The sequence below is a fragment of the Shewanella sp. 553 genome (assembly GCF_059338375.1).
In genome coordinates, this window is record NZ_CM181701.1 from 1937071 (window position 1) to 1952792 (window position 15722).

At 45.0% G+C, this 15722-nt stretch carries 13 protein-coding genes and 1 pseudogene; 3 read left to right on the forward strand and 11 right to left on the reverse strand.

Translation table 11 applies throughout. The features are described from left to right. The first annotated feature begins 41 nt into the window (after positions 1-41). Positions 42-2090: a dipeptidyl-peptidase 5 gene (locus AC5YBZ_RS08750; protein WP_494519135.1), complete on the forward strand. Its 2049-nt coding sequence runs from the start codon at positions 42-44 to the stop codon at positions 2088-2090. 144 nt (positions 2091-2234) lie between these two features. Continuing rightward, positions 2235-2966 (forward strand): hypothetical protein, encoded by a 732-nt coding sequence (locus AC5YBZ_RS08755; RefSeq protein WP_494524774.1) that lies wholly within the window; start codon positions 2235-2237, stop codon positions 2964-2966. Positions 2967-3167: 201 nt separating this feature from the next. On the opposite strand, the gene AC5YBZ_RS08760 is transcribed toward AC5YBZ_RS08755, so the two are convergent. Both AC5YBZ_RS08760 and adhE read right to left on the reverse strand, forming a co-directional pair. Beyond that, entirely contained in the window at positions 3168-3821 is a 654-nt protein-coding gene (locus tag AC5YBZ_RS08760; RefSeq protein WP_494519133.1) for a 2OG-Fe(II) oxygenase, read from the reverse strand. Positions 3822-4005: 184 nt separating this feature from the next. Continuing rightward, positions 4006-6607, reverse strand: a pseudogene (gene adhE / locus AC5YBZ_RS08765) (bifunctional acetaldehyde-CoA/alcohol dehydrogenase). A 565-nt stretch (positions 6608-7172) separates the two neighbouring features. Here adhE and AC5YBZ_RS08770 point away from each other — a divergent pair. Beyond that, a complete protein-coding gene (locus tag AC5YBZ_RS08770; RefSeq protein ID WP_475516829.1) occupies positions 7173-7805 on the forward strand; it encodes a YchE family NAAT transporter in 633 nt (210 codons plus the stop codon). 188 nt (positions 7806-7993) lie between these two features. Here the strand turns inward: AC5YBZ_RS08770 and AC5YBZ_RS08775 are convergent, their stop codons facing one another. The 9 genes from AC5YBZ_RS08775 to AC5YBZ_RS08815 all read right to left on the reverse strand — a co-directional run bounded on the left by AC5YBZ_RS08775 (position 7994) and on the right by AC5YBZ_RS08815 (position 15603). After that, positions 7994-9319 carry an anti-phage deoxyguanosine triphosphatase gene (locus AC5YBZ_RS08775; protein ID WP_475516830.1) on the reverse strand — a complete coding sequence of 442 codons (1326 nt, stop codon included), beginning with the start codon at positions 9317-9319 and terminating at the stop codon, positions 7994-7996. Between the two features lie 46 nt (positions 9320-9365). Continuing rightward, entirely contained in the window at positions 9366-9953 is a 588-nt protein-coding gene (gene yfbR / locus AC5YBZ_RS08780; RefSeq protein WP_110457910.1) for a 5'-deoxynucleotidase, read from the reverse strand. A 203-nt stretch (positions 9954-10156) separates the two neighbouring features. Then, positions 10157-11371, reverse strand: coding sequence for a pyridoxal phosphate-dependent aminotransferase (locus tag AC5YBZ_RS08785; RefSeq protein ID WP_494519131.1), 1215 nt, complete (start codon positions 11369-11371; stop codon positions 10157-10159). A gap of 273 nt (positions 11372-11644) precedes the next feature. Beyond that, positions 11645-12205 carry an elongation factor P gene (gene efp, locus AC5YBZ_RS08790; protein WP_110457908.1) on the reverse strand — a complete coding sequence of 187 codons (561 nt, stop codon included), beginning with the start codon at positions 12203-12205 and terminating at the stop codon, positions 11645-11647. 44 nt (positions 12206-12249) lie between these two features. Beyond that, positions 12250-13425, reverse strand: coding sequence for an elongation factor P maturation arginine rhamnosyltransferase EarP (earP, locus tag AC5YBZ_RS08795; RefSeq protein ID WP_494524776.1), 1176 nt, complete (start codon positions 13423-13425; stop codon positions 12250-12252). 161 nt (positions 13426-13586) lie between these two features. After that, entirely contained in the window at positions 13587-14114 is a 528-nt protein-coding gene (gene fldA, locus AC5YBZ_RS08800) for a flavodoxin FldA (RefSeq protein WP_494519129.1), read from the reverse strand. Positions 14115-14166: 52 nt separating this feature from the next. Continuing rightward, a complete protein-coding gene (gene ybfE, locus AC5YBZ_RS08805) occupies positions 14167-14439 on the reverse strand; it encodes a LexA regulated protein (protein WP_110457905.1) in 273 nt (90 codons plus the stop codon). A 12-nt stretch (positions 14440-14451) separates the two neighbouring features. Further along, positions 14452-14673, reverse strand: coding sequence for a DUF2788 domain-containing protein (locus tag AC5YBZ_RS08810; protein WP_475516834.1), 222 nt, complete (start codon positions 14671-14673; stop codon positions 14452-14454). 147 nt (positions 14674-14820) lie between these two features. Further along, entirely contained in the window at positions 14821-15603 is a 783-nt protein-coding gene (locus tag AC5YBZ_RS08815) for an alpha/beta fold hydrolase (RefSeq protein ID WP_494519128.1), read from the reverse strand. Positions 15604-15722 lie beyond the last annotated feature (119 nt).

The window sequence follows — 15722 nt, forward strand, 5'->3', positions numbered from 1 at the left end:
GGGTTTATTCCGGCGTTCATTTGAAAAAGATGATAATAACAATGAAAAAAACTGCACTCATATTAGCCTTGGCAACTGCCGGCATGACATTTGGCGCGAATGCTGTGTCACCAGAGCCTTTTACGGTTCAACACCTAGTAAAAATGAATAAGCTGCATTCGACTGCGCTGTCTAATGATGGCGCTAAAATCGTTTATGCTGTTAAAAAAGTTGATGACAAGGGTGAGGCACAATCAGATCTCTACATTCAATCGTTAGACGGCTCTCAGCCTGTAAAACAGCTGACCTCGGCGCCAGGTACAGAGCACAGCGTTGCTTTTAGTCACGATGATAAAAAAATCTATTTCCTAGCCGCCCGTGATGGCAGTTCACAGTTATATGAGCTGGCGCTTGATGGTGGTGAAGCCAAACAGATTTCTACGTTACCGCTGGATATTGAAGGCTTTAAGCTGTCACAAGATGGCGCGCAAGTGGTACTCAATATGCGCGTATTTCCACAATGTGAACAGTTAAGTTGCACGGCTGATAAGTTGGCCGCCGAGGCTGAACGCAGCTCAACAGGGCGTGAGTATAAACAGTTGATGGTGCGTCATTGGGATACTTGGGGCGACCATACCCGTAGCCACCTATTTGTGGCTAAACTCGATGGCAAGCCCATTACGGCGCCTATCGATGTGACTCAAGGCTTAGACACTGAAACGCCACCTAAACCTTTTTCAGGTATGGAAGAGGTGACTTTTACCCCAGACGGTAAATATGTGGTTTATAGCGCTAAAGCCCCTAGCTCATCGCAAGCATGGCAAACCAACTACGATTTATGGCAAGTGCCTGTGACTGGCGGTGAGGCGAGAAACCTGACCGAGGCTAATAAAGCTTGGGATGCACAGCCGACCTTCTCGGCCGATGGCCGTTATATGGCTTACTTAGCCATGAGCAAACCGGGTTTTGAAGCCGACCGCTACCGCATCATGTTGCGCGATACGGTGACCAATCAAGAGAAAGAGGTCGCGCCGCTGTGGGATCGTAGCCCCAGCTCATTAATCTTTGCACCAGACAATCGCACCCTGTATGTGACGGCACAGGATGTGGGGCAGGTGAGTATTTTTGAGGTCAATACTCAGTTTGGCGACGTTAAGACTATCTACAACGAAGGCAGCAACAGTGTGGTTGGCGTGACTCCAGAGCGCATCGTCTTTAATCACAAAAGCTTAGTTGAGCCGGGCGATCTTTATACTGTGACGCTTGACGGTCAGCAACTTAACCGACTCACACAGGTTAACGAGGCTAAGCTCTCGCAAATTAAATTTGGTGAATATGAGCAGTTCAGTTTTAAAGGCTGGAACAATGAAGATGTTTACGGTTACTGGATAAAACCGACTAATTACAAAGCGGGAACACAATATCCAATCGCCTTTTTAGTGCATGGTGGTCCACAAGGCTCATTCGGTAACTCTTTTAGCAGCCGCTGGAATGCACAGCTTTGGGCGGGAGCAGGTTATGGCGTGGTGATGATCGATTTCCACGGCTCTACTGGTTATGGGCAAGCCTTTACCGACTCAATCACACAGGATTGGGGCGGCAAACCGTTAGAAGATCTGCAAAAAGGACTCGCGGCGGTCACCCAGCAGCAACCTTGGTTAGACGCTGACAAGGCTTGTGCACTTGGCGGCTCTTACGGTGGCTACATGATGAACTGGATCCAAGGCAACTGGAATGACGGTTTTAAGTGTCTCGTTAACCACGCGGGCTTATTTGATATGCGCTCTATGTACTATGTGACAGAAGAGTTATGGTTCCCTGAATATGAATTCGGTGGCCCTTATCAAGACAATAAAGAGCTGTATGAGAAGTTTAATCCGGTGAACTATGTCGATAACTGGCAGACACCTATGTTAGTTATTCACGGTGAAAAAGATTTCCGTGTCCCTTATGGGCAAGGTTTGGCGGCATTTAGTTTTATGCAGCGTAAAGGGATCCCGTCAGAACTACTGATTTACCCAGATGAAAATCACTGGATCTTAAACCCTGACAACTTAGAGCAATGGTACGCTAATGTGTTAGGTTGGATGGATCGCTGGACCCAAAAGTAACCTTTTGAGCCCCTATCATAAAAAGCCAGAACAAGTGTTCTGGCTTTTTTGTGAACAATAAAATCCAAGTTTCAAATTTAATATTGTTGGGTTCTGCTAAGCTAATAAGGTTTGTTACATAAGACTTTATAAGGATATAAATCAATGTGTAAATTTTCTATCTCAACTTTTACGTTAGCACTGTCTGCATTTTTCTTAGTCGCGTGTGGTGATTCAGGATCTGAAAGTGATAACTCATCCGCTTTATTACAAAGAGTAATGATGCCAACTGGTGTTTGGCAAGGAACATCTCTTTACCAAATGGATGGATCTATATATACGGTTGTTGGGCTTATTGCTCCTAATGGTGAAGCTAGGCTGATTGCTGATAGTGGTGAGCAGGTGAAAGGTAAACTAAACCTCTATGGACAAACTTTCAGCGGTAATATGGTGTCTTATAGCTATAGTGGTTCGCTTCTATATCGTGGCAGCTTTAGTGGGTCTTATACTCAGGATACTATTAACGCTGAAACTATCATTAATGGGAATGTCACCAGTAAAGTTAGCTTAAATCTTGATCCAAGCACTCACTTAGGTGCAAGTTTGGAGAGGGTTGCAGGGACATTCGTAACAGCAGATCAGCAAACCAGTATCGGTATTGATAAAGGCGGTGCTATTTCTGGGAGTGATACGCGAGGATGTATTTATATAGGCTCTATTCAAGCTCCAGATACGAATATCAATGTATATAGCATCTCACTTGGTGTCAGCAATTGTGGAGAGTTTAACGGTAATTACAGCGGTTTGGGCACGGTGCAACGTATTGATGATATCACGGCTCTTATTTTTCAAGTCGATAATGGTAGTTACTCTATAACTAATTATATTTATAAGTAATTATTTAAAATAAAACCAACAGAAGATGGTGTTAATCGGTTGTTCACTCATTGCAGTTTGTCGAATACTTACCCTGCATATGCAAAAAGGTAGCATTAACTAATGCTACCTTTTTGCGTTAAAGTGCCGAACTTACTATAACCTTGTGAGCCCACGAGCAATGTTGGCTTCTCACCTTTGCGATTGAGCATAATGCCAACATCAATCTAACGGTATACCTTCATTAATACGATACCAACCGGTGAGGCTGTAGCGGTCTTTATGCGACAGCAGTACTTCATGGGGAAAACGTTCACTTAAAAAAATCACCATGGTGCCAAAGCGCGGTTCAACAGTCTCAAAAGGGCTGGTCTCATCGGCTTGATACATCAATAATTCGCCGCCATCCCCCGATTGCCAGTTGGGGTTCAGATAGAGAATGGACGTCAGTTTGCGGTTTGATTGGCCTTTAAAGGCATCCACGTGACGCTTATAAAATGCGCCCGGTTCATAATAGGCAAACATGGTTTCGTAATCGAACAAGCCTAAGAAAAAATAGCGATTCACCGCTTGGCGCAGTTGCTCTGACCAATCGAAATAGGTTGAGGCGAAGCTCATGGACTTATTTAACCAGCAGATTTTATCGCCGCGGATGGTGTCTATCACCTGTTGTGTGTTATGGCGACCAATTGCCGCAGGTTTAAACGCACTGGTGTCTAATTGGGTTAAATTGTCTAATAAGGCGTTGAGTACTGCCAAGGGAAATAGGTTTGGCAACACGACATAGCCTTTACTGGCGATGCTATCGCAGATATCGTCAAAAATATCTGGGGTCAGTTGCATGTTGGTTTGTGAGTTCAATAATTTAAGTTTCATATGACGCGGTAAGGCGTTATAGACTAATTACGCTTATTTACCTATTGAATAATTTCTATAGTGTAGACAAAAAATTTTAATCAGTAGGTGTCATATAAAAAAGGCGCCCAGCAAGGGCGCCTAATGGCTAAATAAAAATCGCGTGCCGTGCATTAAATGAAGTTAACGTGCTTGGCTTGTTACGTTAGCTATCTTGATAGTCTTTGCCGTAAAAGCTCGCGATAAATAATTGCTTGATTTCACTAATCAATGGGTATCTTGGGTTCGCTCCCGTGCATTGGTCGTCAAATGCGGCTTCGGCGAGTTCGTCAAGTTTAGCTAAGAAGTCGGCTTCGTTGACGCCCGCTGCTTGGATAGAATCAGGAATGCCAATCGTCTTCTTGAGTTGACTGATTTTCTCGAGCAAAGCTTCCACTTTTTGTGCATCGCTATCACCGGTTAATTTGAGATGTTCAGCCACCTTGGCATAGCGGCAAAGGGCCTTAGGACGATCGTACTGACTAAATGCGGCTTGCTTGGTGGGCAAGTCGGTAGCGTTAAACCGAATCACGTTGCTTATCAGCAGTGCATTGGCTAATCCATGGGCTAAGTGAAATTCAGCGCCTAATTTGTGGGCCATCGAGTGACACACCCCTAAGAAAGCATTAGCAAAGGCGATACCCGCAATGGTCGCGCCGTTATGCACTTTTTCACGTGCGATTGGTGCGCTCGCGCCTAAAGTATAGGCATCGGGAAGATGTTCAAACAGCAGCTCTAACGCTTGAAGTGCCTGACCGTCGCTATATTCATTCGCCATCACGCTGACATAGGCTTCCAATGCATGGGTGATGGCATCGATACCACCAAAGGCGGTTAACGATTTTGGCATATCCATCACTAAATTGGGATCCACTATGGCCATATTTGGGGTAAGTTGATAATCGGCTATGGGGTATTTCATGCCGGTTTTCTCATCGGTCACGACCGCAAATGGGGTCACTTCCGATCCTGTCCCTGAGGTCGTAGGGACTGCGACCATTATCGCCTTTTTGCCTAATTTCGGGAATTTATAGATACGCTTACGAATATCCATAAAGCGCAGCGCAAGATCGGCAAAATCCACATCTGGATGCTCATACATGACCCAGATAATTTTAGCCGCGTCCATAGGCGAGCCACCGCCCAGAGCGATAATGACATCGGGCTGAAAACTCTGCGCCATCTTGGCGCCTTGCTCCACAATCGCCAAAGTCGGATCGGCTTCGACATCATAAAACACATCGGTTTCAAGCCCTTGGGCTTTAAGGATCTTAATGGTTTCATCGCAGTAGCCATGATTAAATAGATACTTATCTGTGATGATTAAGGCGCGTTTCTTATCGCTGAGTTCTTCAAGGGCAATCGGTAAACTGCCACGACGGAAATAGATAGAAGAGGGGAGTTTATGCCACAACATATTTTCAGCTCGCTTAGCCACGGTTTTTTTATTGATCAGGTGACTTGGGCCGACGTTCTCTGAAATGGAATTGCCTCCCCATGAGCCACAACCTAAGGTCAATGATGGCGCTAATTTGAAGTTATACAGGTCGCCAATTCCGCCTTGTGATGCCGGGGTGTTGATTAAGATCCGCGCCGTTTTCATTCTAAAACCAAAGGCTTTTACTCGCTCATCTTGAGTATCTTGATCTGTATACAGCCCCGAAGTATGGCCGATGCCGCCCAACGTCACTAAGGCTTCAGCCTTATCCATCGCTTGATTAAAATCATCGGCGCGATACATGGCCAGTAAAGGAGAGAGTTTTTCGTGCGCAAAGGCTTCTAATGCCGAGATATCGCTGACTGCGCCAATCAACACCTTAGTCGATGCTGGCACCTTAATGTTGGCCATGGCTGCGATAGTTGCCGCACTTTGGCCGACGATATCGGCATTGAGCGCGCCATTGTTAAGGATAACCTTTTGCATCGCTTTAGTTTCTTTGGCAGACAAGATATATCCGCCATGGCTAGCAAAGCGCTGTTTGACACTGTCATAAATGGCATCGACGACAATGACAGCTTGCTCGGATGCACATACCACACCGTTATCAAAGGTTTTTGACATTAATATTGAGCTAACGGCGCGTTTTATATCGGCGGTTTCGTCGATCACAATGGGGGTATTACCTGCACCGACACCGATAGCGGGTTTACCCGAAGAGTAGGCGGCTTTCACCATACCAGGGCCACCCGTGGCGAGAATAAGGTTGATCTTATCGTGAGTCATTAGCTGATTTGACAAGGTGACACTGGGCTCATCAACCCAGCCAATAATATCGGCAGGGGCACCTGCAGCAATGGCGGCATCCAATACAATTTTTGCAGCCTTTATGGTGGAGGCTTTAGCGCGTGGATGGGGCGAAAATATGATGCCGTTACGGGTTTTAAGGCTAATTAAGGCTTTAAAAATCGCGGTTGACGTTGGGTTTGTGGTGGGCACAACAGCGCAAATTAAGCCCACGGGCTCGGCTATGGTGATGGTACCAAAGGTTGGGTCTTCGGCTAGGATGCCGCAAGTTTTATCATCTTTATATTTATTGTAAATATATTCAGAAGCAAAGTGATTTTTGATCACCTTATCTTCTAGCACTCCCATCGCCGTTTCTGTCACGGCCATTTTGGCTAAGCTGATCCGCGCATCGGCAGCAGCAAGTGCCGCAGCGCGAAAGATATGATCGACCTGTTGCTGACTATAGTTGGCATATTGGGCTTGGGGCCTTAGCGACCCTTGCCACCAGTAAGTTAAGTTCCTGTTGATTGTTGACCGTCATAGTGGGTTCCTTAAGAAAATTTAGCAAAAATGTATTTTTGCTAAAGCCTCTTTGTGAATAAAAATTACAGTAATAAGCTTATAAACACAGTGATCATCGCCACAATTAAGCTATTTTCGTAATAAAATAACAACATTAGTACCTGCTTGAGCAATGGAAGTTAAATCGGCACCATAAAAATCATCGACTCAAGCCCTGACTAACCAGGTATGCGTAAGGTGAAGAGCTTAAGTGTGTAAAGATAAGCATCCCAGTTAAAGTGGACGTTAAGCGCCAGACATAGCATTAGGTAAAATGATGAGCTTGCAATAATATCAAGGATATAGCTTCACTATCTTGGCTAGCGATATGTACTATTTACGACTACATTAGAGTGACGCTTGCTTATCGATATGTGCCGACAGCTCATATAAGGGGTTATCAAAGCCAAAAAATCGCGTTATTTTAATCAAGATGTGAAACACGTTAGAAAATCTCATTTGGCAAATCTGACGGATCATGTACAGTAGCGCCTTTTCTACCAGCAACCTTTTTAACCTAGTTAAAAGTCACTGAGGACATGGCATTGGATTTAACACTTTATGTTAAATTTTTTCTTGGTTTAGTCGCGATTATCAATCCGATTGGCCTGTTACCGGTTTTCGTTAGCTTAACCAGTCATCAGACTGAAGCTGAGCGCAATCATACGGGCAAAGTGGCTAATTTTGCCGTGGTGGTGATTTTATTAGTCACTATCGTTGCCGGGCAACATATCTTAAATATGTTCAGTATTTCACTGTCTGCCTTTAGGATAGCCGGCGGATCACTAATCGCCTTAATTGCCATGTCGATGTTACAAGGTAAATTGGGTGAAGTTAAACGCAACCAAGAAGAAGATCGCGAGGCGTCGGGCATGGAGTCGGTTGCGGTTGTGCCGCTAGCCTTGCCTTTGATGGCAGGTCCTGGTGCGATTAGCTCGGTGATTGTCACTTCGGCGCGATACGATAGCATCATGGTGCACATCGGCATGGGGATCACTGTGATTATCTTTGGTCTGGTCAGTTTTGCTTTATTTAGAATGGCGCCAGTTATTTTTAAAGTCTTAGGTAAAACAGGGATTAACGTCATCACCCGTTTGATGGGTCTATTAATGCTGTCTATCGGTATTGAAGTGATTGCCGCGGGTTTTAAAGGCTTATTTCCCTCTTTAATGGGCTAATGGAATAAGCTTTAGCCATGACTCTAGTCTTGTTTGTACTGCTCACTCATTAAAATATCTTATGCAGTGACGTCATCGTTGAGTGACTATCCCTCGCTAATGGTTCTATTCAATAATAAAAAACGCGCATCGGCGCGTTTTTTATTGAGTAGAGAATGCATAGTGAGTAGATAAATGACACTAAGCCGTTACTGTAAATCGATAAGCGAGCCTGCACGAGCACTAAACAGATGCTGATGCAGCCTTGCGGCAAATTCATCTGTCATACCAGAGATATAATCGGCGATGACGCGATGTGCATTGCCGTTATTATCATAGGTGGTTTGCCAACGCTCTTGGGTATTGAGCGGCAGCAGGCGTTGGGGATCCGAGGCGAAGGCTTCAAATAACTCCATCACAATTTGCTGACCCTTGTATTCTAACATCTGAATTTCTGGTTTACGGATCACCCGTCGGTAGACAAACTGCTTGAGTATATCCAGCGCGTGCTGAAATGCAGGCTCTAATACTGCGTTATAACGCAGCAAAGGCTCACTAAAGTGTGAGTTGTCATTAATCTCAATGGCAGTGACAAAGCCGTTGACCAGGGTACCGATAGCATCTTTACGTAGATGGTGTTCACTGGCAAACAACTTAGTGCCAATATTAACAAACTCTTGCCTTATCCAGCTGTCATCACTTGCAGCGAGTTTATCGGCCACATCCTCTTGCCACATGGCTTGAGTCACAATGCCCATCACGATGGCATCTTCAAGATCATGGATAGCATAAGCGGTATCATCGGCCAGCTCCATGATGGAACAGTCGAGTGACTTGTATAAGGTGCGTTTGTGCTGATTAGGATCTAAGGTGGTATTAGAGACAAACAGCGCGGCATCATTATTTGATAATGGCGCGAGCACCCAATCTAAAATGGGCTTATCTTCGTCGAAAATACCCTTAACAGGCTGCCATTGTGACGGTTTGAGTTGCCGATAACTGCTCACAGTCGGTTTGGGCAGTGACTGATACAGTTGGCCATGACAGGCAGGGTACTTCAATACTCCCAGTAATGTGCGCCGACATAGGTTCATGCCGTAGTGCTCAGTGTAAGGCTCTAATGCGGTTAAAATGCGAAAAGTTTGGCCGTTACCCTCAAAACCGCCGTCGCTGCGCATCATATAGTTCAGCGCGACTTCACCACCGTGGCCAAATGGCGGATGGCCCAAATCATGCGCCAAGCACAAAGATTCTATCAGGCTCATAGAGTCGAGTAGCGAGAGTAGCTCAGGGTATTTTTGTTTTAGCTGGGCGCAGATCCCAGTGCCGATTTGCGACACTTCTAAAGAGTGCGTGAGTCGGGTTCGATAAAAATCATTCATGCCAACCCCCAATACCTGAGTCTTGGCTTGCAGACGCCTAAATGCCGCCGAATGCAATATACGGGCTCTATCGCGTTGATATGGGCTGCGGTGATCGTTACGGCGCTGTTTATCCTCGCCTAAACGTCGCTCATGCCAAAGGCCTGACATCATACTGGTTCCTTATTAAGCCGGTGTTATTCACGCTTTAGCGCAATCACTACAATAGGCGATTGATATCGTCTAGGTTCAGTTCAAAACTGGGAATATAAGTATCGATAAAATATTTCACAGCAGGGTCGTTATTTTGCGCAAGTGACTCAGATAAACGCCGTTTGGCTGTGTTAAACTCGTGATTACCCGCTCGTTGCTCTTCTAAACACTTGAGGTAAGCACATAAGGTGTCTGCCGACTTAACTATCTGTTTATATTGCTGGTCTATGTTGTCGCTTGTGAGTAGATCACGATAATCATCTTTAAAATCATCGGGCACCATCTCTAACAGTCGATGTTCAGCAATGGCTTCAATTTTTTTGTATTCAGCTTCAATTTCTTTATTGAAATACTTAACAGGTGTTGGTAAGTCACCGGTTAATATTTCGCTGGCATCATGAAATATCGCCACGGTGGCGGCGCGATCTGGGCTTAAGTCTGTGGCAAATTTATTATTGCTGATAACGACCAAGGCATGTGCCACCATGGCAACCTGCAACGAGTGCTCCTGCACGTTCTCTGAACGGACGTTATACATCAGCGGCCAACGCTGTATTAATTTCATTCTGGCTAAATGGGCAAATAAATGGCTCATACTTCAATCTATTTTCTACGACTTGGATGATTACATTAACACACCCAATGGATTAAAACGTAGAGGGAAGGCGATAAAAAAAGCGATCACATTGATCGCTTTTTAAGTGATGGACTCAGCCAAGTAAGGTATTGTTTAGCATAGTCTATGCGCTTAGGCACCTCTCTTAGGCTTGTTAGAGTTATTAGCTGAGTATTGAGTGATTATTGGCGGTAGTTCGCTAAAAAATCACCCAGTTCAGTAATGGCTTTACTTAAATCTTCTTTGTGAGGCAAGAACACCACTCTGAGGTGATCGGGCTCGGGCCAATTGAAGGCGCTACCTTGTACCAGTAGAATTTTTTTCTCTCTCAGTAAATCTAATACCAAGCGTTCATCGTCGCGTAGATTAAACTTTTTCGCATCTAATTTTGCAAAGGCATACAGGGCACCGCGGGGCTTTTTACAGCTCACACCAGGGATCTGATTTAGCATTTCGTAACAGATGTCACGTTGCACAGCCAGTCGCCCTTGAGGCGCCACTAATTCGTTTATGCTTTGATAGCCCCCTAGCGCGGTCTGAATCGCATGCTGATTGGGTACGTTAGAGCATAAGCGCATCGAAGCGAGCATATCTAAGCCTTCAATATAGCTTTTCGCCGCTTTAAGGTTTCCCGATAACATCATCCAACCCACTCGAAAACCGGCAGCGCGATACGATTTTGACAAGCCATTGAAGGTCACTGTGAGGATATCATCAGAGAGAGTGGATGCTGGAATATGCACCGCGCCATCATATAAAATTTTGTCGTATATCTCATCGGCAAATAAAATGATGTCGTGTTGACGACACAACTCAATCACCTCGAGTAGCAAGGCTTTTGAATACACAGCGCCCGTTGGGTTGTTGGGATTAATTAACACGATGCCGCGGGTGCGATGAGTGATCTTAGCTTTGATATCATCAAGATCGGGAAACCAATCGGACTCTTCATCACAGCGATAATGCTGCGCCTTGCCGCCAGACAGATGCACCGCGGCGGTCCATAATGGGTAATCGGGTGAGGGCACTAACACTTCATCGTCGCTATTAAGCAAGCCTTGCATGGCCATAACAATCAGTTCCGACACGCCATTGCCTATGTAGATATCTTCGATGTCGACGCCGAATAAGCCTTGGCTTTGGTAATGTTGGACGATCGCTTTACGGGCTGAAAATAACCCTTTAGATTCGCTATAGCCTTGAGCACTGGGTAAATTGAGGATCACGTCGCGGACGATCTCTTCTGGGGCGTCGAAACCAAATGAGGCTGGGTTGCCGATATTAAGTTTTAAGATCCTATGACCTTCATCTTCAAGGCGACGAGCCTCTTTGTGTACCGGTCCTCTAATGTCATAACAGACGGTATCGAGTTTGTTGGACTTAATGATTGGGCGCATCTAAACCTCGTCAATGCTAACAGCGTATTAAAAATGTGGTACTAGCTTAAGTCTGCGAACAATAACGAAAAAATCACTGATTTGAAAGGGGCTAAAAGTAAAAAGACACGCAAAATTCAGCACACGCTGCTGTTTATGCCATTCTTAAATAGATCATTTAGATGATTGTACTGGTTGGTGGTAAATCGCGGAGTTTTTATCTAGTTTGTGGCGAGCATATAATAAAAAAGCCAGCATATTATGCTGGCTTAATTGATACACGTTTAAATAAGATTAAGCGCGTTTTTTGAATTCGTTAGTACGAGTATCGATTTCAATTAAATCGCCAGTCTTAACGAAGTCAGCTACGCTCAGTGTCGCGCCGCCAGCGATAGTTGCAGGCTTCATCACTTTACCTGATGTGTCACCACGAGCAGAAGGCTCAGTGTAAGTCACTTCACGTACGATAGTCGTTGGTAGTTCAACAGAGATCGCTTTGCCTTCGTAGAAGGTCACTTGGCAAATATCTTCCATGCCGTCGACGATATAAGCTGCTGCGTCACCTAGGTTATCCGCTTCAACATCGTACTGGTTGTATTCAGAGTCCATGAATACATACATAGGATCAGCATAGTAAGAGTAGGTGCAATCTAGACGATCTAGAATGATATCGTCCATCTTGTCTTCACCTTTGAAGGTGGTTTCGGTTGTAGAATCTTGCAACACGTTCTTCAACTTCATCTTAACGATAGCCGCGTTACGGCCAGAACGAGTTGTTTCAGTTTTCTGCACAACCCATGGGCTGCCATCTAACATGATCACGTTACCAGGACGGATTTCATGAGCAGTTTTCATTTTACTTTTCCTATTTTAGGTTTTTCTATTTTCAACGCAGTATCTTAGCTATTTTTAACGAACTGAACTAGTCGCGAAGCAAGATCTGTGTCATTTAATGCGTCAATAGGCCATTGTTTTGCGTGTTGCATCATCGGCCTACTGGCTAAATTAAGTGTTTGCCACAGTTCAATCAATGTGGTGGTGTCGTCTTGATTGAAGGCCAAATTCAATGCTGCATAGCCCTTGGCTATTTCAGGGGGCAGATTATGACAATAAAGTTGCAAAAAGGCTCGTAATTTTATTAGGTGATAATCATCTTCTTGAGGATAAATGTGCCATATGAAGGGTTTTGCTGCCCATTGAGCCCGCAAAAACGAGTCTTCGCCGCGTACAATGTTGATGTCACAGCTCCATAACAAGCGATCGAAGCCCAATTGATCTGTCATTGGCAGGATATGTAGCGTTAGCTTACCTAATTCAAATTGCTGGCCAGCACGGGCGTTAGCCAATGCCGGTAGCGATTGACTGAGACTGTTTAAACTGCGACCAAGGGGGATAAGCGCATGGATCTTTTGCGCTGATGTTTGCCATAACTCGCATAAGCCATTGAGGCAGGGCGTCTCGTAGCTAAAGATACTCACCACAGTGTCTTGCGCTGCAATGCCGTTGAGTCCTAGCTGCTTAAACAAGTCCAGTTTGTTTTGTGGATCTGCCTGCCACTCATCTCTTTGTGTGAATAAGCTGCGTTCACATATGAGTCCACCTGTTTTAGCGGTGAAGCCTGGGAAGTAGAAATACTTTTTTAAACCACTATGTTGCAGAGATGGCAGCCCATGACAGCCTTCGACCCAATCTTCTGCGCTTAAGTATTCAAGATTAAGCCAAACTGGCGGTCTTTGTTCGCTACTGCGATGGCAAGCTGTGATCGTATCAATCACTGCTTCGGGCAGCTCGCAGGCAAAGGCTTCAATCAAGACTGCGCCGCAGCGATACTCAAGATCCAAGGGGTGATGCCACTGCTTGATGGTGACGCCATTAAAAGATTGTATCGCCAGAGTTGGATCTAGACTGGGTAAAATATGCGAAAAACTGTGCAGATCATCGACCCACAAATTAATTTCAAGTTGATATTCTGCCGCCAATTGCTTAGCAAGGCGCCAAGTGACGCCGATGTCACCATAGTTATCGACTACAGCGCAAAAGATATCCCAATGTTGAGGTGTGCTATTGTTATCCATCTTACTGTTATCTTTGCTATCTTTGGTTATCTACAAGACTAGAAAAGTTGTCGGCTAGAATTGCAGCGGTTTCTAGCTGTTTCTATCTATAGTGATGTGCTAAAAAAAGCGGCCATAAGCCGCTTTTATATATCTGCAATCATCCTTACTAAAGCAGGAGATTAATCTTCTAGTTCAGCCAGACACATCTCTTCGTAGATCTGTTTAACCCAAGCATCAACTCGTTCTTCGGTTAATTCTGGTTGACGGTCTTCATCGATACCAAGACCCACAAAATGCTTGTCATCGGCTAAGCCTTTTGAAGCTTCAAAGTCATAGCTGTCGGTTGGCCAATGGCCAATTACTACAGCACCACGCGCTTCAACAATCTCGTTAACCATACCCATCGCATCAAGGAAATATTCGGCGTAGTCTTCTTGATCGCCACAACCAAAAATGGCCACCAGCTTACCATCGAAGTCAATTTGTTCTAATTCAGGGAAAAAATCATCCCAATCACATTGCGCTTCGCCGTAATACCAGGTGGGAATACCAAAAATGAGGAGATCGTAATCGGCGATCTGCTCTTTAGTACTCTTGGCGATATCTTTAACATCGACCATTTTTTTACCCAGTTTCTTCTGGATCATTTTGGCGACGGCTTCGGTGTTACCTGTGTCACTGCCGAAAAAAAGACCTACAGTTGCCATTGTCTTTCCTTTATCTAGTTCATTAATTTATTGATGCAAATTTGCAAAGTGTTCAGCGATCAACCTGCTGCTGCAAAATTGACTCGATTAACTGGCTGCGGCTGATGTTACTGGCCAATGCCTTTTCATTCAAGGCGTCATACAAATCTTGTGACACCTTTAACTCTATACGTTTTAAACCATTAGCCCTGTCGCGCTGTATTTGATTGCGCTTATTGACCTTTAACTGTTGCTCTCTGGATAACGGGTTGCTGCGAGGACGACCTCGACGTTTTTCAGTAGCAAACAGGTCTATCGTTGTTCTGTCAGATGATTCTTTTGCCATTGAAACTACATGTTAACCAATGCCTGAGCCTTCCCAGGACATCTGTATTAATCCTTTTGCTATAAATCCGGCGCAGCCGAGAAACAAAACCAGCCATACAATGTAACGGCCAAACTTGGGCACTTCACCCTGTTTAAGCACATCATGTATCGCCATACCTATAAAGAAAAATATCGCTGCAAAGAACAGGTTTAAACCTAAAGCCTCTATCTGTTCCATATACTGAGATAACATGACCGCGTTCCCTCAGGTTAAAAAAAGAGGCGCGAATATACCACAGTTAATGACGCGCTGCTATACGATTTATGCGACGTCATTTGAAAACTATCGCCGTAATGCTTGCCCTTAATCACAGCAGGTATGTGGTTAACCCCCTTATCATTAGTGATCATTTTGAGCTATAAATTCACTGACAATACGATTAAAAATGGCTGGTTTTTGTGCATGTAGCCAATGACCCGTCCCCGCGATGGTTTTAGCTTGAGTTGCGGGAAACTGATCAAGAAAGGCTTGGCGATGCGCGGCTAAAACATAGTCAGAATCTGCGCCGCGAATGCACAGGCTTGGCCCGCTATAAGGGGGGAAGTGGGAGGCGTCACTAAATGGCCAGCCGATAAGGTTGTCATAGCAGGCTTGTAGCCCTGCCAAATTCATCTTCCAACTAAATCCAACATCAGACTTTTGTAAGTTTTTCAGTAAAAACAGGGCGGTTGCTTCGTCTATGCCGGCATCAGTCAGTTGCACCAGCGCCTGGGCCCGATTGGTTAATTGGCTTACATCTAGGCTTGTTAAGCCGGCAAACACGCTCTGATGTCGAGGTTGATAGGTTACAGGAGCAATATCGGCGGCCGTCATACTCAGTACGCGATCTGGATAGCGCAGCGCGGTGGCCATGGCAATTTTACCGCCCATAGAATGACCAACAAAATGTGCCGCTTCAATGGACAACTCATCTAATAGATCAACCATCGCCTTAGCCAAACGGAGGTAATCCATCTGCTGCCAATGGGGGCTAAGGCCATGATTAGGCACATCAACGCGGATCACTTGATGATTAGTCAAGGCAGCGCCTAATGCTTTGAGGTTATCGAGATTACCAAACAGACCATGGATCAGGACAACTGGCGACCCTTGGCCTGTGACGACGTAATTGACAGTAGACATAAGTGTGCGGTGTTGAAAATTTGCGCCAAATTGTGCCTGTAAACGGGGCTAAATAACAGTGCTATTCCGTTACACCGAGTTTGGCTGCATGGTTTTTAGGCTGTTGGGCCATAATTTGC